An 18,170-nucleotide genomic window follows, 5' to 3' on the forward strand; every position below is an offset into this window, starting at 1 on the left:
AGGCCCCTCAGTCCCATTCCAGGCCGCCGCGCCGCCATACGTACGCGTAGGCGACGAAGACGGTGAGCACGAAGAGCAGCATCTCCACGAGCCCGAAAACACCCAGGGCGTCGAAGGTGACGGCCCAGGGGTAGAGGAAGACGATCTCGATGTCGAAGACGATGAAGAGCATCGCCGTCAGGTAGTACTTGATGGGGAAGCGCCCGCCGCCGGCCGGCGTGGGGGTCGGCTCGATGCCGCACTCGTAGGCTTCGAGCTTGGCGCGGTTGTACCGCTTCGGACCGATCAGCGTGGCCATGACCACGGAGAAGATCGCAAAGCCTGCCCCGAGGGCTCCCAGTACGAGGATGGGCGCATACGCGTTCACCGCTCCTCGCTCCTCTCAGTCGGCGCTGACTGCTGGCGGTTGCGTCGGGCTCGCATCCGCCTCACCGGTCGCGGTGACCCCGCTCGTCCCGGACGAAGATCGCGAACATGTGAAGCAGGTCACAAGCCCAACTGCCTCGCATCTTATGCCTGCCGCTCTGTGATCTGCGACACGGGGTATTGCACAAGCTTTGTGATCTCCACCACCTGACGAAGGATCATGAAGTCGGATGAGCGGTGATCTTCGCACGTGAAGCGTTCAGGTGATCACGAGAAGTGACATTTCCGCTCGTCGCCGCAGGTCCGAGGGGGCGTCTCCATATCAAGAGATGTCCCCTGCATGCAAAGTGGTGCTGGACCCCGGTCCTTGATAGAGGCCGGCGTTCACACGTCAGGGGGACGCGGGAAACGGGGTGTGGACGCGTGCACGCGTTCACGAAGTCCGGAGCGCGCGTGACGCGCCCCTTCCGGTAATCGTTCCGTGACCTCCACCACATCCATGAGAGCCGTCTGAGAAGGGGGCTTGGCCACCGAACCCAACCAGTGGTAAGCGCGGGGCAATTCGGACGTAATCATGAAAACCCATGATCATGGGCCTGTTCGGCGGTGCCCGCAATGTCCGTTACGGCGTCAATAAAGAGCGACACGCCCGGCATTCTGGGCCCCGATTGAACAACTGTGGCGCAGCACACGTTTCTTGAAGATATGAAGGAGCCCCTGATACCGGTTGGTCTCATGTCCCACACCGCTCACATACGCAGCCACCGGAAGCCCCGCCGCAGCGCGTCGACCATCGCGATGCGGGCCGGAGTTGCCGGTGGCGTCCTCAGCACCCTGGCAGTCGCCGGGGCGTCCGGTGCGGCCAACGCGGCCGAGCCGGTGACGCAGACCCTGGAACTGCCCACCCTGACGGCCGACGTGGCCACTCAGGTCGCCCGGTCCGCCGACGCCACGCAGCAGGCCGCCGCCAACTACGAGCTGCAGGCCGAGCGTGACGCGGCCGCCGCAAAGGCCGCGAAGCAGGCCAAGGCGGACCTCGCCGAGGCGAAGCAGAAGGCCGAGGCGGCCAAGAAGAAGGCCGCGGAGGCCGCCCGCAAGGCCGCCGCGGCGCGCGCCGCCCACGCGTCCCGCAGCTCCGCGCGCACCACGCTGGCCACCACCGCGGACGCCGGCACCACGGCGAGCACGTCCACGAGCACCTCCACGGCCACCGGTTCGGCCGCGTCGGTCATCGCCTTCCTCAAGGCGCAGGTCGGCAAGGCGTACGTCTCGGGCGCCACCGGCCCGTCCGCCTACGACTGCTCCGGGCTCGTGCAGACCACCTTCAAGCAGGTCGGCATCAGCCTGCCGCGCGTCTCCCAGGACCAGTCCACCGCCGGCACCCAGGTGTCGCTGAGCGCCCTGCAGCCGGGCGACATCCTGTACTGGGGCAGTGCGGGCAGCGCGTACCACGTGGCGGTGTACGTCGGCGACGGCATGTTCATCGGCGCGCAGAACCCCTCCACCGGCGTCGCGGAGAAGCCGCTGTCCTACGACCCGCCGACCGGCGCCGTGCGGGTGCTCTGATCCCCACCCGCCGTACACGCGCGAAGGGCCGCAGCCGCTCGGGGGCAGCGGCCCTTCGGGGTCTTCACCGGGGTCTCGGCGCCGGGTCCGGCCGACCGCGTCGGAGGCAGGGGGCGCCGACGCCCGCCCGGCGGCAGAGCCCGCCCCACGGTCCCTGGTGGCTCCCCGGGGCTCCTGGTGGCCCCTGGCGGGCTTCTGACGGCCGTCCGCGCCCGCCGACCGGGCCCGGGGCCGGGCACCCGCCGCCGGCCTCCGCAGGCCCGGCCGGCCTCCGGAACCCCGGCATCCTCCGCCGGCGACGGGCCCCGCACCCCGGAGGCATCCCTCACCGGGCCCCGGCAGCCGACGCCAGGGCCCGGCTCGCGCCGCCGGAGGCGGTCAGGCCTTCGGGGTGACCTTGGTCAGGCCGTTGATGATCCGGTCCATGGCGTCGCCGCCCGTGGGGTCGGTCAGGTTGGCCAGCAGCTTCAGGGTGAACTTCATCAGCACCGGGTGGGTCAGGCCGCGCTGGGCCGCGATCTGCATGACCTTGGGGTTGCCGATGAGCTTCACGAAGGCGCGGCCCAGCGTGTAGTAGCCGCCGTAGGTCTCCTTCAGCACGCGCGGGTAGCGCTGGAGGGCGATCTCGCGCTGGGCCGGGGTCGCGCGCGCGTGGGCCTGGACGATGACGTCGGCGGCGAGCTGGCCGGACTCCATGGCGTAGGCGATGCCCTCGCCGTTGAAGGGGTTCACCAGGCCGCCGGCGTCGCCGACGAGCAGCAGGCCCTTGGTGTAGTGCGGCTGGCGGTTGAAGGCCATGGGCAGGGCGGCGCCGCGGATGGGCCCGGTCATGTTCTCCGGGGTGTAGCCCCAGTCGGCCGGCATCGAGGCGCACCAGGCCTTGAGCACCTCGCGCCAGTCCAGCTCCTTGAAGGAGTCGGAGGTGTTCAGCACGCCGAGGCCGACGTTGGAGGTGCCGTCGCCCATGCCGAAGATCCAGCCGTAGCCGGGCAGCAGACGGTCCTGGGGGCCGCGGCGGTCCCACAGTTCCAGCCAGGACTCCAGGTAGTCGTCCTCGTGGCGGGGCGAGGTGAAGTACGTGCGGACCGCGACGCCCATCGGGCGGTCCTCGCGGCGGTGCAGGCCCATCGCGAGGGAGAGCCGGGTGGAGTTGCCGTCGGCGGCGACCACCAGGGGCGCGTGGAAGGTGACTTCGCGCTTGTCCTCGCCCAGCTTGGCGGTCACGCCGGTGATACGGCCGGTGCGGTCGTCGACGACCGGGCCGGAGACGTTGCACCGCTCGTACAGGCGGGCGCCGGCCTTCTGGGCCTGGCGGGCGAGCTGCTCGTCGAAGTCGTCGCGCTTGCGGACGAGGCCGAAGTCGGGGAAGGAGGCGAGATCCGGCCAGTCCAGCTGGAGGCGGTTGCCGCCGCCGATGATCCTGAGGCCCTTGTTGCGCAGCCAGCCGGCCTCCTCGGAGATGTCGATGCCCATCCCCACGAGCTGCTTGACGGCGCGCGGGGTCAGGCCGTCGCCGCAGACCTTCTCGCGCGGGAACTCGGTCTTCTCCAGCAGGAGCACGTCGAGGCCGGCCCGGGCGAGGTGGTACGCGGTGGTGGAGCCGGCTGGCCCCGCGCCGACGACGATCACATCGGCGGAGTTGTCGGAGAGGGGCTCGGTCACGGCGGGTTCTCCCCAAGGTTCGAAATGTACGTGCCGACCGGCACTGGACACGGGCAGTCTATTCAGCAGAATTGATCACCCGGCTGAAGGGCTGCCCCGTGAACCTAGCTCTCCCCGCAGTGCGGCTGCGCGTGCCCACCCACGAGGACGCGTTCGCCTGGCACCGGGTCTTCGCCGACCCGGAGGTCATGGAGTTCCACGGCGGCCGGGCGGCGGAGCTGTCCGTCTACGAGGAGCTGACCGCGCGCCAGCGCCGGCACGACGCCGAGCGGGGCTTCTGCCTGTGGTCGGTCCTCGACGACGCGGGTGAGGTCGTCGGGTTCACCGGAGCACAGCCCTGGGAGCACGAGTGGGGGCCGGTGGGCGAGATAGAGATCGGCTGGCGGCTCGGACGGGCGCACTGGGGCAGGGGTTACGTCACCGCGGCCGCCCGGCAGACCCTGGAGAGGCTGCGGGCCGCGGACGTGCGGGGCGTGGTGGCGATGGTGGACGCGCGCAACACCCGCTCGGCCGCGGTGGCGAGACGGCTCGGGATGCGCCACGCGGAGACGTTCACGACCTCCGACCCGGACCGGGAGGGGCACTGCTACCGGCTCGAGCTGTGACAGACAGAGGGCCGCGGCAGGGGGTAGCAACAGAGAGTAATTAACTGTCACAGAAAGCCACATGGCGCTTCCGGCGGCCTCTCGCCGGGGTTACCCTGCCAGTACCGCTGGGGGTGACATCTGTGCGCATAACACCCAAGACACCCGAAGTCCGCGTCCCGCGTCTGGTCGGTCTGATGGCCGTGGACGCGCGCGAGACGGCCCGCACCCGGGGCCTGGTCCTCGACGCGCCGGACCGGCCCGACTTCCGTCACACGGTCGTCGACTACGTCGTACGCCAGTTCCCGCAGCCCGGTGCCGAGGTGCCGCCGGACTCCAGGGTGTACGTGTGGTTCGACTTCGGTGACGGCGAGGGCGGTGGAGGCGTGCGGGAGCCGCGCACACCGCGGCCGCCCTCGGGAGGAGTGCGACGCGAACTGGGCGAGCCGGGCGGCGCCTTCCAGATGCTCGTCCGGTGAGAGGCCGGCCGGGGCGCGACCGCCCCGGGCGGCTCAGCTCTCCTTGAAGCCCCGGTGCAGGGCGACGACTCCGCCGGTCAGGTTCCGCCAGGCCACCTTCGACCAGCCGGCCTTGCGCAGGCGCTCGGCCAGGGCGGGCTGGTCGGGCCAGGCGCGGATGGACTCGGCGAGGTAGACGTACGCGTCCGGGTTGGAGGAGACCGCGCGCGCGACCGGCGGCAGGGCGCGCATCAGGTACTCGGTGTAGACGGTCCGGAAGGGCGCCCACGTCGGGTGCGAGAACTCGCAGATGACCACCCGGCCGCCGGGCCGGGTCACCCGGTACATCTCCCGCAGGGCCGAGTCCGTGTCCTGGACGTTGCGCAGCCCGAAGGAGATGGTCACGGCGTCGAAGGTGTCGTCCTTGAACGGCAGCTTCGTCGCGTCGCCCGCCGTGAACGGCAGCCAGGCGGTCCTCCGCTTGCCGACCTGGAGCATCCCGGTGGAGAAGTCGCAGGGGACGACGTAGGCGCCGGTCCGGGCGAACGGCAGGGAGGACGTGCCGGTGCCGGCGGCGAGGTCCAGGACCTTCTGCGCCGGGCGGGCGTCGACCGCCTTCGCGACCTCCTTGCGCCAGCGCCGGTCCTGGCCGAGCGACAGCACATCGTTGGTCAGGTCGTACCGTTCCGCCACGTCGTCGAACATCGAGGCGACTTCGTGCGGCTGCTTGTTCAGGGAAGCGCGGGTCACCCGGCCATTGTGGCAGCAGGGGGTGCGACCTCATGGCAGCAGCCTCGGCTTCTTCCTCCCGGCCACGTCCTCCACCCACCCGCACAGCAGGACGAAGGCGGCGATCAGCAGCCAGCCGATGCCGAACATGAACCACTGGCTCTCCAGCGGCAGGTACCTCTCGAAGGCGGGCACGTCCCAGAACCGGTCGATCAGCGGGACGGCCAGGATCAGCGCGATCTCGTGCCAGAGGTAGATCGTCACCGCGCGCGCGTTGAAGACGGTGACCGTCCGGTCCAGGAGGCGGAACCGGGTGAGCCGGGCGAAGTCGATCCGGAAGTACGCCTTGGCCCACATCAGCAGCATGACGAAGCCGGCCGACCAGAAGGCCTGGGCGAGCGGGTTCTCGTCGAGGTCGTAGGTCCCGAAGTCGGACCGGTGGGAGAACGCGTACCAGCCGCCGTACCCGAGCGCGGCGAGCGAGAGCAGGGCCACCAGGGCGGGCCGCGTCCGCTGGAGCACGCCGTCGCGGTGGGCGAAGCCGAGGACCCAGCAGAACAGGTACGTCGACAGGTCCCACAGGGCGGTGCCCATCCGGTTGTCCGGGCCCGCCCAGACGAAGTTCAGCACCAGCACCGGCGCGAGCGACAGCAGCAGCACCGGGACGGGGGCCAGCCGGAAGATCCGCAGCAGCAGCGGGGAGAGCAGGACGAACCAGAGGTAGGTCCGCAGGTACCAGAGGATCTCGTAGGCCTGGGCGCCCCAGGCGTTGCCGGGCGGGTCGCCGAGCGGGACGATCCAGAAGACGATCTGCCAGCCCGGCATCCAGCCGTGGATCAGCATCGCGAGCACCACGAACAGCCCCCAGAACCAGAAGGGCGGCAGCAGCCGCCGCAGCCGGCTCCTGAGGACCTTCCGCGCGGGCCGCTCCAGCGACTTGGCCATGAGGGTGCCGGCCAGGCCGAACATGATCCCCATGGACGGGAAGACCAGGCCGCACCAGGCCCAGCCGAAGGTGTGGTACGTGACCACGCGGACGAGCGCGATCGCGCGCAGGCTGTCGAAGTAGCGGTCCCGGCCGGCCGGGCGGGGCGCCACCTCCCCGGGATCAGGGGCCGCGGGCGCCTCGTCCACCACCACCGGCAGCGGCGCCGTCGACTCCGCGGGCCGCGGCAGCCCGGGCCCGGCGTACGGCTGCGGGTACTGCTGGTGCGGATCGTACGAAGCCTGCGGATACGGCGGCTGACCCCCGTACCCCTGCTGCTGTTCCCAGCTCATCGGCCGCCCACCCCCGCCGGGGTGCCGACCTCGCCGGTGCGCTTCAGCTTCTGCCAGCGCAGGCGGCCGCCGGTGAGGGCGGTGATGCAGGAGTGGATGAGGACGAGGTACATCATCTGCCGGTAGGCCAGCTGCTGGAGCGGCATCATCAGCAGGTACCGGTACTTCTCGCGGTCCAGGCGGAAGGCGTAGGCGGCGCAGGCCAGCTGGAGGCCCAGCACCGCGAGCCAGGCCAGCAGGGCCGCCCGGAAGTCGACGAAGATCATCGAGTAGACGGTGAAGACGTCGATGAGCGGGGCGAAGACGGGCGTGACGATCTGGAAGAGGACCACCAGCGGCATGCCGACGCGGCCGAAGCGTCCCGAAGGACCCGTGTCCGTGAGCGACTTGCGGTGCTTCCACAGGGCCTGCATGGTGCCGTAGGACCAGCGGTAGCGCTGGGACCACAGCTGCTTCAGTGAACCGGGCGCCTCCGTCCAGGCCTTGGCGTGCTCCTGGTAGACCACCCGCCAGCCCGCGCGGTGCATGGCGATGGTGATGTCGGTGTCCTCGGCGAGGGTGTCCTCGCTCATGCCGCCGACCTCCAGCACCGCGTCCCGGCGGAACGCGCCGATCGCGCCCGGGATGGTGGGCATGCAGCGCAGCAGGTCGTACATGCGCCGGTCGAGGTTGAAGCCCATCACGTACTCGATGTGCTGCCAGGCGCCGATGACGGTGTCGCGGTTGCCGACCTTGGCGTTGCCCGCCACCGCGCCGACCCGCGCGTCGGCGAACGGCTGCACCAGCTGGTGCACGGCGTCCGGTTCGAAGACGGTGTCGCCGTCCATCATCACGACGATGTCGTGACGGGCGCTGCGGACGCCGTTGTTGAGGGCGGCCGGCTTGCCCGCGTTCTCCTGCCGGACGACGCGTACGTTGCGCATGCCGAGGGACGCGGCCGCGTCGCGCGCGATCCCGGAGGTACCGTCCGTGGACCCGTCGTCGACCACGATGATCTCGATCGGGTGAGTGCTCTGCGCCAGCGACGCGAGCGTGTTGGCGATGCACTCCTTCTCGTTGTACGCCGGGACGATCACGCTCACCGGCCGGGTGACCGGTGGCCCCCAGCTGAAGCGGCGCCTGTTGCGCTGTCTGTGGTGGCGCCGGGCGAGGAGCACCATCATCCCGAAGCGGCCCATCACGGCGACGCCGACGACCATCAGGCCGACCGAGAGCACCGGGAGCGTCCATTCGGCGACGGCGACGGCCATGATGAGGGCCTTGCCCTCGTAGAGGGTGGTGCCGGTGGCCGTACGGTGCGCGGCCTGGAGCCGGCTGATACCGCTCCCGCCGACCTGGCCGCCCTGACCGCCTTGGCTGCCCAGCCCACCTTCGGCGGTCCGGGCCGTCGCGTTCCGCTGCTGCATGACGCCGCTGATGGTGGTGAAGGTGTACCCCTTCGCCTTCATCTTCTTGATGTACTGCGGCAGCGCCTTGATGGTCTGCGAGCGCTCGCCACCGGCGTCGTGGAAGAGCACCGACGCACCCTGGGTGCCCTTCGGGGTCGCCCACTTGACGATCTTCGAGACGCCCGGCCTCTTCCAGTCGTCGCTGTCGGTGTCGACGAAGACGCTGGTGTAGCCGTCCGCGCCGAGCTTCTTGTAGACGGGCCAGCTGTAGTCGTCGATGGCGTCCGTCTCCGAGGAGTACGGCGCCCGGAACAGCGTCGTCGTGATCCCGGCCGCCCCCGCGAGCGCCAGCTGGGTCTGCGTCATCTCCCGCTTGACCCGGGCGTCGCTCTGGTACGACAGGTCGACGTGCGTGAAGGTGTGGATGCCCACCTCGTTGCCCTGCTGGACCAGCGATTTCACGATGCCCGGGTAGCGCGACACCATCGAGCCGACCAGGAAGAACGTGCCGGGCACGTCGTACTTCCGGAGGATGGCGAGGACCTGGGGCGTCCAGGTCGGGTTCGGGCCGTCGTCGAAGGTGAGCGCGATGGTCTTGCTGGGCACGGAGACGGTGGTCGCCCGGCCGCCCTGGAAGGTGAGGATCGGGCCGCCGTTCAGGACCGTGTCCGGCACCTCGTCGGAGGCGGCGCCGCTGCGCACCCGTTCGTCGCCGCCGACCTCGGCGCGCAGATAGCCGTCGAGCAGCAGCACGCTGGTCAGCGCCAGCAGGAGCAACAGGGCGAGGATGACACGCGGTTTCTGCAGCGCCGCGGCCCTGCCCGCCGCCCGCTCGATGCGGGTGGGGGCGCGCCGGCGGCCGCGGGAGGGCGTCGGGGAGGTCATGACTGCGCCTGGACTCCGGTCAGTTGGCGGCCGCGGAAGCGGCCACGGACGTTGACGATGACGTTGACGGGGACGATGACGACAGGGGGGACGGCGACGAGGACGACGGAGACGGTGCCGCCGGGGTGCCGCCGGGCAGGACCACCTGGCGTCCGGTGCCGCCCTGTGGCTGGAAGCCGCCGGGGACCTGGCCGCTGCGGGTGCCGCCGAACGGCAGCAGGGAGGACGGGTTGACCGAGGTGCCCCAGCCCATGAAGGCGGCGCCGAGCACACCCGCGTAGGTGAGGCAGACGGCGCCGAGGAGCATGCCGAGCCGGCGCAGCACCTTGGAGCGGCGTCCGGAGGAGTCGACGAACACGGGTCCTTCGACGGACCCGTTGCCATGTTTGCGGCGGTGACCACGCCCTGCGGCGCGCGTATCGATGGCGGGTTCGGATTGCATTCCCCGGATGCTAGGGAGGCTTTATGTGCCAATCGCTTTGGGCTTCTTATGAGCAGCCCATGAGACGTACCGCAATCTGTCGCCTCCCTGTGAGATTCCCTCGGTGGCGTCCCGACACCCCGAGAGAGATAAGGCAGATATAGCCGATTCATCCACCCGATATGACCGCTTTGACTCCCCTGACTCGCGAGTAACCGGTGCGCCGGCCGACCGGGAGGAACCCATCGGCGTGTGAGACATTTCCGCCAGGGAAACGCACGTTGTTTTCCGTCCTGAGACAGAGATCACGAGAGCGGGTACACGGGCAATGCGGAGTTTCCTCAAGCCGGCGGCCGGATTCACCTGCCTGTTTGCACTCGCTGTGACGGGCTGCTCGGCCGGCTCCGGAGGCGCCTTTGGCAGCACGCCCGCAACCTCCTCGGCGTCCCCGGGGACGGCCGGCACGGGCGACGCGGGCAGCACCTCGTACGCGCCCTACGTCAGCGCCACCGAGGCCTCCGCGAACGACTCGGCGGGCTCCCCGACGACGTACAACCTGGCCTTCGTGATCTCCGACGGCAGCGGCTGCGTACCCGAGTGGAACGGCAGCGAGGCCGTCTCCGACGCCTCGGTGGCCGCCCGCGTCTCCGCGCTGAAGGCGGACGGCGCCGGCGTCCGGGTCTCCTTCGGCGGGGCGTCCGGCAAGGAGCTGGCGGCCGTCTGCGACAGCGCCGCCGAGCTGGCCGCCGCCTACGGCAGGGCGCTGGACGCGGCCGGTTCCGCCCAGGCCGACTTCGACATCGAGGGCGACGAGCTGACCGACTCCGCGTCGGTCGCGCGGCGTTCGGAGGCGATAGCCCTGCTCCAGCGGGAACGGCCCGGCCTGACCGTGTCCTTCACCCTCCCGGTGATGCCGTCCGGGCTCGACTCCGCCGGCCTCGCGCTGCTGCGCTCCGCGAACACGTACGACGTCCAGGTCTCCACGGTGAACCTCATGACCATGAACTACGGCGAGTCCTACACCGGTGACATGGGCGACTACGCCCTCGCCTCCGCCAAGGCCGCCCACACCCAGCTGGAGAAGGCATTCGGCCTCTCCAGCCGCGACGCCTGGCGGGGCATGGCCCTCACCTCGATGCTCGGCGTCAACGACGTCTCCGGCGAGACGTTCACGCTGTCCGACGCCGCCCAGGTGCGCGCGTTCGCCGAGGAGCGGGAGATCGCCTGGGTGTCGATGTGGTCCGCCTTCCGCGACCAGCAGTGCGAGGAGGGCGAGTCCACGCGGGACGACGCGGCGACCGACTGCAGCGGGGTGAGCCAGTCGGCGGGGGCGTTCGGCCAGGTGTTCGCGGGCTGACGAGACGTCACCCACCGGCGGCATCGGCCGACCACGGATCGCCGCCCCCGGGGCCCGGCGGCCCGGGACTCGGGGATCAGCGGCCCCGGTAGACCAGCCGGCCGCCCAGGACCGTCGCCACGCAGGTCACCGCGCCGCGCTCGGTCAGGGCCGTCTCGTCCGGTACGTCGAACACGGCGAGGTCGGCGCGGCCGCCGACCGTCAGCGGGCCGTGGACGGTGCCGGGAAGGTCGTGGCCCTCGGCGAACGGGTCGAGGTCGGGCCGCTCGCCCAGGAGCATGCCGCCGGGTCCGCCCGTGACGGGGACGACGCGCAGTCCGGCCCTGGCGACGGCCGTCGCCACCAGCGGGTCGCCGATCCGGCCGCCGGGCGCCGCGACCGCCGTCGTGCCGTACCGCAGCATCCGCTGGACGCCGCGCCGGACACTGCCCGACCAGCGGGTCTCCGACAGGTCGCCGAGCGCGGCCAATCGCTCGCCCCACAGGGGCAGTTCGCCCAGCTCACCGGCTTCGCGCGGGTCGGGGTGGTAGCAGCGGCGCAGCAGCCACCGGGGGTGCCACTGGCGCAGGCCCGGCGTGATCAGCCCCGGCCAGCGGCGCACCCGGGCGCCGGGCGCGCCGGCCGCCGCCTCCTCGTACGGCCCGACGGCCGCGATCCGGTCGCCGTCCACGACGACGGCACCGTCGGCGAGCGGGGCCGACCCCACCGGCAGCACCAGCGGGGCGGTGTGGATGGTCAGCACGACGCGACTCGGCGGGACTGGGCGGTCAGTTGGTGGTCAGCAGCTTCAGCTCGGGGTGGGCCGTGCCGCCCTCGATCGCCGTGGAGGAGATGTGCGAGACCACGCGGTCGTCGACGGGGTCGTTCGCCGGGTCGTCGTGCACGACGAGGTGCTCGTACGTGGTCGCGCGCTGCGCCGGGACCCGGCCCGCCTTGCGGATCAGGTCGATGATCTCCAGGCGGTTGGAGCGGTGCTTGGCGCCGGCCGAGGAGACGACGTTCTCCTCCAGCATGATCGAGCCGAGGTCGTCCGCGCCGTAGTGCAGGGAGAGCTGGCCGACCTCCTTGCCCGTGGTCAGCCAGGAGCCCTGGATGTGCCGGACGTTGTCGAGGAACAGGCGGGCGATCGCGATCATCCGCAGGTACTCGAAGAGCGTCGCCTGCGTGCGGCCCTTCAGGTGGTTGTTCTCGGGCTGGTAGGTGTACGGGATGAAGGCCCGGAAGCCGCCCGTGCGGTCCTGCACGTCCCGGATCATGCGCAGGTGCTCGATGCGCTCGGCGTTGGTCTCGCCGGTGCCCATCAGCATGGTGGAGGTGGACTCCACGCCCAGCCGGTGCGCCGCCTCCATGATCTCCAGCCAGCGCTCGCCGCTCTCCTTCAGCGGGGCGATGGCCTTGCGCGGCCGCTCCGGCAGCAGTTCGGCGCCGGCGCCGGCGAAGGAGTCCAGGCCCGCCGCGTGGATGCGGGTGATGGCCTCCTCGACGGAGACCGCGCTGATCCGGGCCATGTGCTCGACCTCGGAGGCGCCCAGCGAGTGGATCACCAGCTGCGGGAAGGCCTCCTTGATGGCCCGGAAGTGCGTCTCGTAGTACTCGACGCCGTAGTCCGGGTGGTGGCCGCCCTGGAACATGATCTGCGTGCCGCCCAGCTCGACGGTCTCCGCGCAGCGGCGCAGGATGTCGTCGAGGTCGCGGGTCCAGCCCTTGGCGGTGTCCTTGGGGGCGGCGTAGAAGGCGCAGAACTTGCACGCCGTGACGCACACGTTCGTGTAGTTGATGTTCCGCTCGATGATGTACGTCGCGATGTGCTCGGTGCCCGCGTACATCCGGCGCCGTACCGCGTCGGCGGCCGCGCCGAGCGCGTGCAGCGGGGCGTCCCGGTAGAGGTCGAGCGCCTCCTCGGGGGTGATCCGCCCGCCGGCCGCGGCACGGTCGAGCACGGACTGGAGGTCGGCCTTCTCGGTCACCGGGGCGTCCCTTTCGTCAAGGGGTGGTAGCGGACCGAACCAGCCTACGTCAGCGCCCGGGCCGCCCCGACGTCAGGCCGCGTACGCCCCCACCAGCAGCCCCGCGAACGCCCCCGCGATGAGGAACGGCCCGAACGGGATCGCGGTCTTGCGCCCCGCCCGCCGGGCGACGACGAGGGCGCCCCCGTACAGCGCCCCGAACAGGAACCCGGCGAAGGTGCCGAGCAGCACCACCGGCCAGCCGTACCAGCCCAGGACGGCGCCCGCGCCGACCGCCAGCTTGACGTCGCCGAAGCCCATGCCGGCGGGGTTGATGAGGAACAGCGCGAAGTAGCCGCCGCCGAGGGCGAGGGCGCCGTAGAGCGCGGTGGGCCAGTCACCGGCGTGCTCGGGCAGGGCGGTGACGGCGGCGAGGAGGCCGAGGGCGGCGGCCGCGAACGGCAGGGTCAGCGGGTCGGGCAGCCGCCGCACCCGCAGGTCCACCACCGCCAGCAGCACGCCGACGGGCGCCAGCAGCAGCCAGACGCCCAGCTCGGGGCGGGTACCGGTGGCGGCGGCGAGGACGGCGCAGACCAGCGCGCCGGCCACGGCGAGGGACACGGCGGACGGGGCGGGCGGCTCGACGGACGGGCCGTGCGGATCGCCGGAGGGGGCGGGGGTCTCGACGGGGGCGGCGTGCGACGCGTCGGGCGCTTCCCGGTCGGACCGCGGCCGCGGGTGCCGGGCGCACCGGGCGCAGCGGGTGCGGCCGAGCCAGCCGTCGACCGGGTGTCCGGCCGGGCAGCGGTCCCGCCACGGTTCGCCCGCGGGCGCGGAGAAGCGGTAGGCGGCGCGGGGCAGCAGGGCACCGGCCGCCGCGCCCCACAGCGCGGCGGCGACCACCAGCAGGACGTCGCTCATCCGGCGGCCGCTGCGGCCTCGCGCCACGTCGGCAGCAACTCGTCCAGGAGCGCCTCCGTGCGGGGCGGCAGCCCGCGGGCACCGCTGCGCCGCACCAGGTCGGCGGCGAGGGCGCGCAACTGGGCCGGGTCGCCGGTGGCGTGGGTCGCGCGCAGCAGCTCGTGCCACAGCCGTTCGTCGTCCGGCGCGGTCCGCAGCGCCGCCCGGAGCGCCTCGATCGCCCGCTCCGCGCGGTCCTTCTCCAGGTGGAAGGCGGACAGCGCGAGCCCGATGTCGGCGACCAGCAGCGGGAGCTGGGCGTCGACGATCTCGTGGGTGAGCCAGCGGTAGCGGCCCTCGGGCCGGTCGGCGAGGAGCGGTCCGCGCACGAGGACCAGCGCGTCGGTGAGCAACCGCCCGCGTACGGCCCGGCTGCCGGCGCCCTTGCCCTGGGTGGCCTCGTGGTAGAGGGAGCGCAGCACGTCCAGGTCGGAGACGACCGAGGTGGCGAGCACCAGCCGTCCGGTGGCGTCGGTGCGGAGGCGGGGCGTGCCGTCGGGGTCGGCGCCGAGCCAGGCGCGCAGCCGCTCCACGAGGGCGTCGCGTACGTCCTCGGTGACGCCGCGCGGCCACAGCGCGGAGGCCAGCACGCGCGGGTGCACACCCTCGCGGTGCAGCAGGAGCAGCGCGAGCGCCTCGTGCAGCAGGGCGCTGCGCTCCCCGTCGGGGGTGTCGAGCCCGATGATCTCGTACGGTCCCACCAGCCGCGCGTACACCGCGGGCCGCCCCTGTTCGCTGATGTCGACGAGGAACGCCGGGGCGGTGGCCGGGCCGTCGGGGTCGCGCTCGGGGTCGGCCTCGACGAACAGGTCGACCACGGCCCGCTGCTGTGCGGCGGGCAGCAGCTGTGCGTCGAGTTCGAGACCGAGGAGCGGGGCGAGCAGCTTGCCCTCGGCGGTGATCCGCATCTCCCAGGCGGCCCCGGGCAGGTCTCCGCTCTCGCTGCCGACGAGGTAGCCGATGCCCAGCCGGCCGGCGTCGGCGGCGAGTTCGGCCAGCTTCACGGCGTCCTCGGCGGACGGCTCGGCGGCGAGCAGGACGAGGTGCGGCGCCCAGCGGGTGTGCTGGGCGGGCCCGGTGCGGCCGGTGAGCACCGAGTCCTGCCCGGCGGCGCCGAGGGCTCCCCGGCGCTGCCGGGTCTCGGCCGTCATGGTCTCCAGGAGCGCTTCGACGCCGTCGAGGTGGCGCAGCCGGTTGGGGGCGAGCGCGGTGAGGTCCTCGCCGAAGCCGACGAGGGTCACGGTCATACGGTCCGACCAGCCGTTGGTGGCGAGTTCGGCGGCGACGGAGGCGAACACGGCGGCCCGGTCGGCCTCGGTGCCGCCCAGCGCGACGAGTCCGGGAACGGCCTCCAGGTTCAGCAGCAGCCGGGAGTCGTCCATGGTGCCGAGGCTGACCAGGCCCGGGTAGGGGGCGGCGGTGTCGGCGTCGTCGTACCGCTCGGCGTCGCTCCGGGCGAGCATCCAGAACGTCTGGTCCTGCCCGAGCCGCCAGGGCGCCGGCGGCTTCCCGGCGGGCTGGGCGAGCTGGAGGTGCAGGTCGCCGCGGCTGAGCCAGGCGGCGTAGACGACGGGCAGCGGGCGGGAGTCGGCGCTGAGGGCGGCGGCGAGTCCGCGCAGCGCCCGGTCCAGGAGCCGTACGGCCTCCGGGTCGGCGCCGACGAGCAGCGCGTCCTGGACGTCCTGGGCGTCACCGGTCGGGGTGGGCGGTTCCATGCCGCGCCGGCCGCCGAGGGAACCGAGCGCCGACTGCCACATGGCCTGCCGGCGCCTGCGGCCGAGGGCGGCGAGGAGACCGGCGGCGAGGAGGGGGGCGCCGATGAGGGCTTCGGGCAGCCCGAAGGAGCGGCTGCCGGAGTGTGCGGCGGCCCCGGCCTCCCGGTCCCCGTCGGCGGCGGTGCGCTGCCCGGGCAGGGAGACCCGCGCGGCATCCGGTCCCCCGACCGGCCGACCGTCGCCGCCCTGCTGGTCGGCGTGGTCACCCCGTGCCTGTTCGGCGTGGTCACCCCCTGCCTGTTCGGCGTGGTCACCCGCGGGCTGTCGGGCGTGATCGCCGGATCGGGCGTAGTCACCGATCTGCTCCCGCACGTCCGCCGATGCGTGGGCGTCGGGCAGCTCGACGAGTTCGCCGCCGTGGGCGTCGCCGGGCATCTCCATGATCCAGCCGGGCCGGATCAGACTGGCCTCGGACAGCCGTGAACCGTCGGGCTGGACGCGGTCCTTGTTGAGTTCGTAGATCTCCTTGTACCGCCGGCCGTCGCCGAGGTGCCGCTGGGCTATCTCCCACAGCGAGTCGTGATGACGGCCCTCGGGCGGCTGGATCCGGTAGTACTTCGTGGCGCCGGACGTGGGGCCGCCGCTCCCGGCGTCCGCCCGCGCGGCGACGTGCGACGCCTGTGCGGCGAGGGCGGCGGCGGTGCCGCGGGCCTGCTCCTGCTGCTGGGCGAAGAGGCCCGGCGTCTGCTGCGCGGCGGCGACCGTCCCCCGCTGGTTGCTCTCCGGGCCGTGTCCGAGCTGCGACAGCCCCGGCGTCAGACTCGCGGCGGTGGCGCCCACCAGCAGCAGCGCGGCGACCAGTTGACGGGCCAGCAGCTGGCTGGGCCCGGCGCCCGGGACCCGGCCGGGCAGGCCGACACCGGACAGCGCGGCCTTGGCCTCCACCAGCACGCACGCGGTGAACTGGGCCCAGGCGAGCCAGACGACGACCGTGAGGATGTGCAGGAAGGTGTCGACGGACACGTCCTGCCGGAGCCAGTCCGGGGTCGGGGCGGTGCGCGGCAGCGGCCAGCCCACCGCCACGGCGAGCGCGCCGGGCACCCCGACGACGAGGACCAGCAGGGCGAGGAACGCGAGGAACGCCTTGACGAAGTCCCCGAACGAACGCCGCCGCACCCGCACCGGCTGCGGTGTCCGGTTGCGCGGTCCCGTCGGTGTTCCCGTCGAGCTTGATGTGCTGCGTCGCGCCATGGCGGGTGTCCTGGGTCGTGTGTGGGAGGAGGGTCGGTGGGGGGGGGAGGCGGGTCGAGCCTACCGAGATCTTATGGACCCGGACCGACAGCGTCGAAGCCCCTACGGCAACCGCCGGCCATGGTGACCCGCTCCTCGCCGTGGCCGGCCTCAGCCGACTTCGTTCTCCGCCGCCGCGCGCCCGCGCACGGTCACGTCTCCGCCGTAGAACAGCCCGGTGAACACCGGCTCGTACGTCAGCTGCACCTCGACCTCGACCCGGCGGGCGTCGGCGGTCACGCAGCGGGTCGCGGCTGTGTCGGCGGCCGTGAGGTCCATCTCGCGGGCGTAGGCCCGCACCCGGGCGTCGCAGTGCTGGAAGTTGATGGGGGCGGGGCCGCCCTCGTCCTCGTACAGGGCGGCCTTGTCGATGTCCTGGGCGGCGTAACGGGCGGCCTGTTCGGCGATGTCGGCGGCGCGTTCGCGTTGGGAGATGGACAGGCCGCCGTCGATGACGAAGGCGGACAGGGACAGGAAGACCAGCGCGAAGATGATGACCGCGCCGGCTCCCGAACCCCGGTCGTCCAGGTGTCGACGGCGGGCGGACCACCAGCTGCGTACCGGCTCCGGTGTCAGCGGTGCCCGTCCCGGTGTCGGTACGGGCTCTCGTACGGGGTTGCTCACGCCGACCTCCGGTACGGGTCCAGGGAGGACGAGAAGCGGGCCGACAGGTGGGTCGGGACGTCCAGGCCCAGCATGGCCAGGCCGCGGACCTCGCAGCTGACCTCGACCGTGAAGAAGGGGTCCACCTCGGGGTCGAAGCCGGCGCTCTTCTGGACGACCGACACCGGGCCCGCGCAGACGTCCGCGAGGTCGGCCGCGGCCGCCGCGCGGGCCTGTGCCATCGCCGTGGCGTGGTCCTTCTGGATCGAGCCGGCGCGGGCCGCGTCACGGGCGGCGCCGTCCAGCGCGCCCCGGCCGTCGACGAGCTGCCCGAAGGCGACCAGGACCAGGATGAAGAGGAACATCACCGGGGCCAGGATGACGACCTCGACGGTCGACAGGCCTCGGTCGTCCGTCGGGGTGGGGCGCTGGTGTCGGGGGCGCTGGTGTCGGGGGCGGGGCGGCAGGGTGCGGGGCATCTAGTTCTCCCCCTCCTTCACGAACCGTTCCACCGGGCCCGCCGAGCGTGCGTGCACCGTCAGGTCCAGTCCGGGGAACACCGACGGCACCCGGGCCGAGATCTCCACGCCCACCGTGTGCCGCCCCGGCTGGATCAGCTTCACGTCCGGGGACAGCACCAGCTGCGGGCCGAGCTGGCGGATGTAGGAGTCGGCCACGTCCCGCGCCTCGCCCCGCCACGCGCCGGGCTGCGCGTCGGCCGTGGCGCGGGCCTTGCGGGCGCCCGCCTGGGCCGCCGCCTGGGCCACGTGGTCGGCGAAGAAGTACAGCGCGAACTGGACGGTCGCGAAGATCATGAAGAACAGGACCGGAGTGAGCAGCACGAACTCGATCGCGGTCATGCCGGAGTCACCGCGCGCGGCCCGCGCCCGGCGCCGCGCCCAGCCGCGCAGCCTGGCCCGGATCCCCGTCACCCAGGTCACCCCCGTCACCCCCGTCACCCG

General features: G+C 72.4%; 17 protein-coding genes. 4 read left to right on the top strand and 13 right to left on the bottom strand.

Features of this window, described 5'->3' with window-relative positions; translation table 11 throughout:
* Positions 1–7: 7 nt before the first annotated feature.
* Positions 8–367 (bottom strand): NADH-quinone oxidoreductase subunit A, encoded by a 360-nt coding sequence (locus ACZ6CZ_RS26360; RefSeq protein WP_007383963.1) that lies wholly within the window; start codon positions 365–367, stop codon positions 8–10.
* Positions 368–1,101: 734 nt separating this feature from the next.
* Here ACZ6CZ_RS26360 and ACZ6CZ_RS26365 point away from each other — a divergent pair.
* A complete protein-coding gene (locus ACZ6CZ_RS26365; protein WP_469025759.1) occupies positions 1,102–1,932 on the top strand; it encodes a C40 family peptidase in 831 nt (276 codons plus the stop codon).
* A gap of 378 nt (positions 1,933–2,310) precedes the next feature.
* Here the strand turns inward: ACZ6CZ_RS26365 and ACZ6CZ_RS26370 are convergent, their stop codons facing one another.
* Positions 2,311–3,594, bottom strand: a complete 1,284-nt coding sequence (locus tag ACZ6CZ_RS26370; protein ID WP_469025761.1) for a geranylgeranyl reductase family protein — start codon at positions 3,592–3,594, stop codon at positions 2,311–2,313.
* A gap of 98 nt (positions 3,595–3,692) precedes the next feature.
* Here ACZ6CZ_RS26370 and ACZ6CZ_RS26375 point away from each other — a divergent pair, with 98 nt between their 5' ends.
* Both ACZ6CZ_RS26375 and ACZ6CZ_RS26380 read left to right on the top strand, forming a co-directional pair.
* Entirely contained in the window at positions 3,693–4,199 is a 507-nt protein-coding gene (locus tag ACZ6CZ_RS26375; RefSeq protein ID WP_469025764.1) for a GNAT family N-acetyltransferase, read from the top strand.
* 122 nt (positions 4,200–4,321) lie between these two features.
* The gene (locus tag ACZ6CZ_RS26380) at positions 4,322–4,657 is read left to right on the top strand and encodes a PASTA domain-containing protein (RefSeq protein WP_469025767.1); all 336 of its coding nucleotides are present in this window, start codon (positions 4,322–4,324) and stop codon (positions 4,655–4,657) included.
* A gap of 33 nt (positions 4,658–4,690) precedes the next feature.
* On the opposite strand, the gene ACZ6CZ_RS26385 is transcribed toward ACZ6CZ_RS26380, so the two are convergent.
* The 4 genes from ACZ6CZ_RS26385 to ACZ6CZ_RS26400 are packed head-to-tail and all read right to left on the bottom strand — an operon-like array spanning position 4,691 to position 9,274.
* Positions 4,691–5,386 carry a demethylmenaquinone methyltransferase gene (locus ACZ6CZ_RS26385; protein WP_469025769.1) on the bottom strand — a complete coding sequence of 232 codons (696 nt, stop codon included), beginning with the start codon at positions 5,384–5,386 and terminating at the stop codon, positions 4,691–4,693.
* A gap of 30 nt (positions 5,387–5,416) precedes the next feature.
* Positions 5,417–6,643: an acyltransferase family protein gene (locus tag ACZ6CZ_RS26390; protein ID WP_469025772.1), complete on the bottom strand. Its 1,227-nt coding sequence runs from the start codon at positions 6,641–6,643 to the stop codon at positions 5,417–5,419.
* Positions 6,640–8,916 carry a bifunctional polysaccharide deacetylase/glycosyltransferase family 2 protein gene (locus tag ACZ6CZ_RS26395; protein ID WP_469025775.1) on the bottom strand — a complete coding sequence of 759 codons (2,277 nt, stop codon included), beginning with the start codon at positions 8,914–8,916 and terminating at the stop codon, positions 6,640–6,642. The genes ACZ6CZ_RS26390 and ACZ6CZ_RS26395 overlap by 4 nt, the downstream gene beginning before the upstream one ends.
* Positions 8,917–8,935: 19 nt before the next feature.
* Positions 8,936–9,274, bottom strand: coding sequence for a hypothetical protein (locus tag ACZ6CZ_RS26400; RefSeq protein ID WP_469025778.1), 339 nt, complete (start codon positions 9,272–9,274; stop codon positions 8,936–8,938).
* Between the two features lie 391 nt (positions 9,275–9,665).
* Between ACZ6CZ_RS26400 and ACZ6CZ_RS26405 the strand changes: the two genes are divergently transcribed.
* Positions 9,666–10,694 (top strand): chitinase, encoded by a 1,029-nt coding sequence (locus tag ACZ6CZ_RS26405; protein WP_469025780.1) that lies wholly within the window; start codon positions 9,666–9,668, stop codon positions 10,692–10,694.
* A gap of 76 nt (positions 10,695–10,770) precedes the next feature.
* On the opposite strand, the gene ACZ6CZ_RS26410 is transcribed toward ACZ6CZ_RS26405, so the two are convergent.
* The 7 genes from ACZ6CZ_RS26410 to ACZ6CZ_RS26440 all read right to left on the bottom strand — a co-directional run bounded on the left by ACZ6CZ_RS26410 (position 10,771) and on the right by ACZ6CZ_RS26440 (position 18,068).
* The gene (locus tag ACZ6CZ_RS26410; RefSeq protein ID WP_469025783.1) at positions 10,771–11,436 is read right to left on the bottom strand and encodes an amidohydrolase family protein; all 666 of its coding nucleotides are present in this window, start codon (positions 11,434–11,436) and stop codon (positions 10,771–10,773) included.
* Between the two features lie 25 nt (positions 11,437–11,461).
* Positions 11,462–12,661, bottom strand: a complete 1,200-nt coding sequence (mqnC, locus tag ACZ6CZ_RS26415) for a cyclic dehypoxanthinyl futalosine synthase (RefSeq protein ID WP_469025785.1) — start codon at positions 12,659–12,661, stop codon at positions 11,462–11,464.
* Between the two features lie 72 nt (positions 12,662–12,733).
* Positions 12,734–13,561, bottom strand: a complete 828-nt coding sequence (locus ACZ6CZ_RS26420; RefSeq protein WP_469025787.1) for a prepilin peptidase — start codon at positions 13,559–13,561, stop codon at positions 12,734–12,736.
* Complete coding sequence (locus ACZ6CZ_RS26425; protein ID WP_469025789.1) at positions 13,558–16,566, bottom strand: BTAD domain-containing putative transcriptional regulator; 3,009 nt, start codon at positions 16,564–16,566, stop codon at positions 13,558–13,560. The genes ACZ6CZ_RS26420 and ACZ6CZ_RS26425 overlap by 4 nt, the downstream gene beginning before the upstream one ends.
* Positions 16,567–16,716: 150 nt before the next feature.
* On the bottom strand, positions 16,717–17,181 hold the full coding sequence (locus tag ACZ6CZ_RS26430) for a TadE/TadG family type IV pilus assembly protein (RefSeq protein ID WP_469026002.1): 465 nt from the start codon (positions 17,179–17,181) through the stop codon (positions 16,717–16,719).
* Positions 17,182–17,225: 44 nt separating this feature from the next.
* The gene (locus ACZ6CZ_RS26435) at positions 17,226–17,687 is read right to left on the bottom strand and encodes a TadE/TadG family type IV pilus assembly protein (protein WP_469025792.1); all 462 of its coding nucleotides are present in this window, start codon (positions 17,685–17,687) and stop codon (positions 17,226–17,228) included.
* Positions 17,688–18,068 carry a TadE family protein gene (locus ACZ6CZ_RS26440; RefSeq protein ID WP_469026005.1) on the bottom strand — a complete coding sequence of 127 codons (381 nt, stop codon included), beginning with the start codon at positions 18,066–18,068 and terminating at the stop codon, positions 17,688–17,690.
* Positions 18,069–18,170: the final 102 nt, after the last annotated feature.

The organism is Streptomyces sp. NPDC041135, assembly GCF_055592085.1.

Bases quoted from the DNA above. Each gene is read 5' to 3' on its own strand.
- ACZ6CZ_RS26365 (WP_469025759.1), top strand. From the start codon at position 1,102: ATGTCCCACACCGCTCACATACGCAGCCACCGGAAGCCCCGCCGCAGC.
- ACZ6CZ_RS26390 (WP_469025772.1), bottom strand. From the start codon at position 6,643: ATGAGCTGGGAACAGCAGCAGGGGTACGGGGGTCAGCCGCCGTATCCG.
- ACZ6CZ_RS26395 (WP_469025775.1), bottom strand. From the start codon at position 8,916: ATGACCTCCCCGACGCCCTCCCGCGGCCGCCGGCGCGCCCCCACCCGC.
- ACZ6CZ_RS26405 (WP_469025780.1), top strand. From the start codon at position 9,666: ATGCGGAGTTTCCTCAAGCCGGCGGCCGGATTCACCTGCCTGTTTGCA.
- ACZ6CZ_RS26420 (WP_469025787.1), bottom strand. From the start codon at position 13,561: ATGAGCGACGTCCTGCTGGTGGTCGCCGCCGCGCTGTGGGGCGCGGCG.
- ACZ6CZ_RS26425 (WP_469025789.1), bottom strand. From the start codon at position 16,566: ATGGCGCGACGCAGCACATCAAGCTCGACGGGAACACCGACGGGACCG.
- ACZ6CZ_RS26435 (WP_469025792.1), bottom strand. From the start codon at position 17,687: ATGCCCCGCACCCTGCCGCCCCGCCCCCGACACCAGCGCCCCCGACAC.
- ACZ6CZ_RS26440 (WP_469026005.1), bottom strand. From the start codon at position 18,068: ATGACCGCGATCGAGTTCGTGCTGCTCACTCCGGTCCTGTTCTTCATG.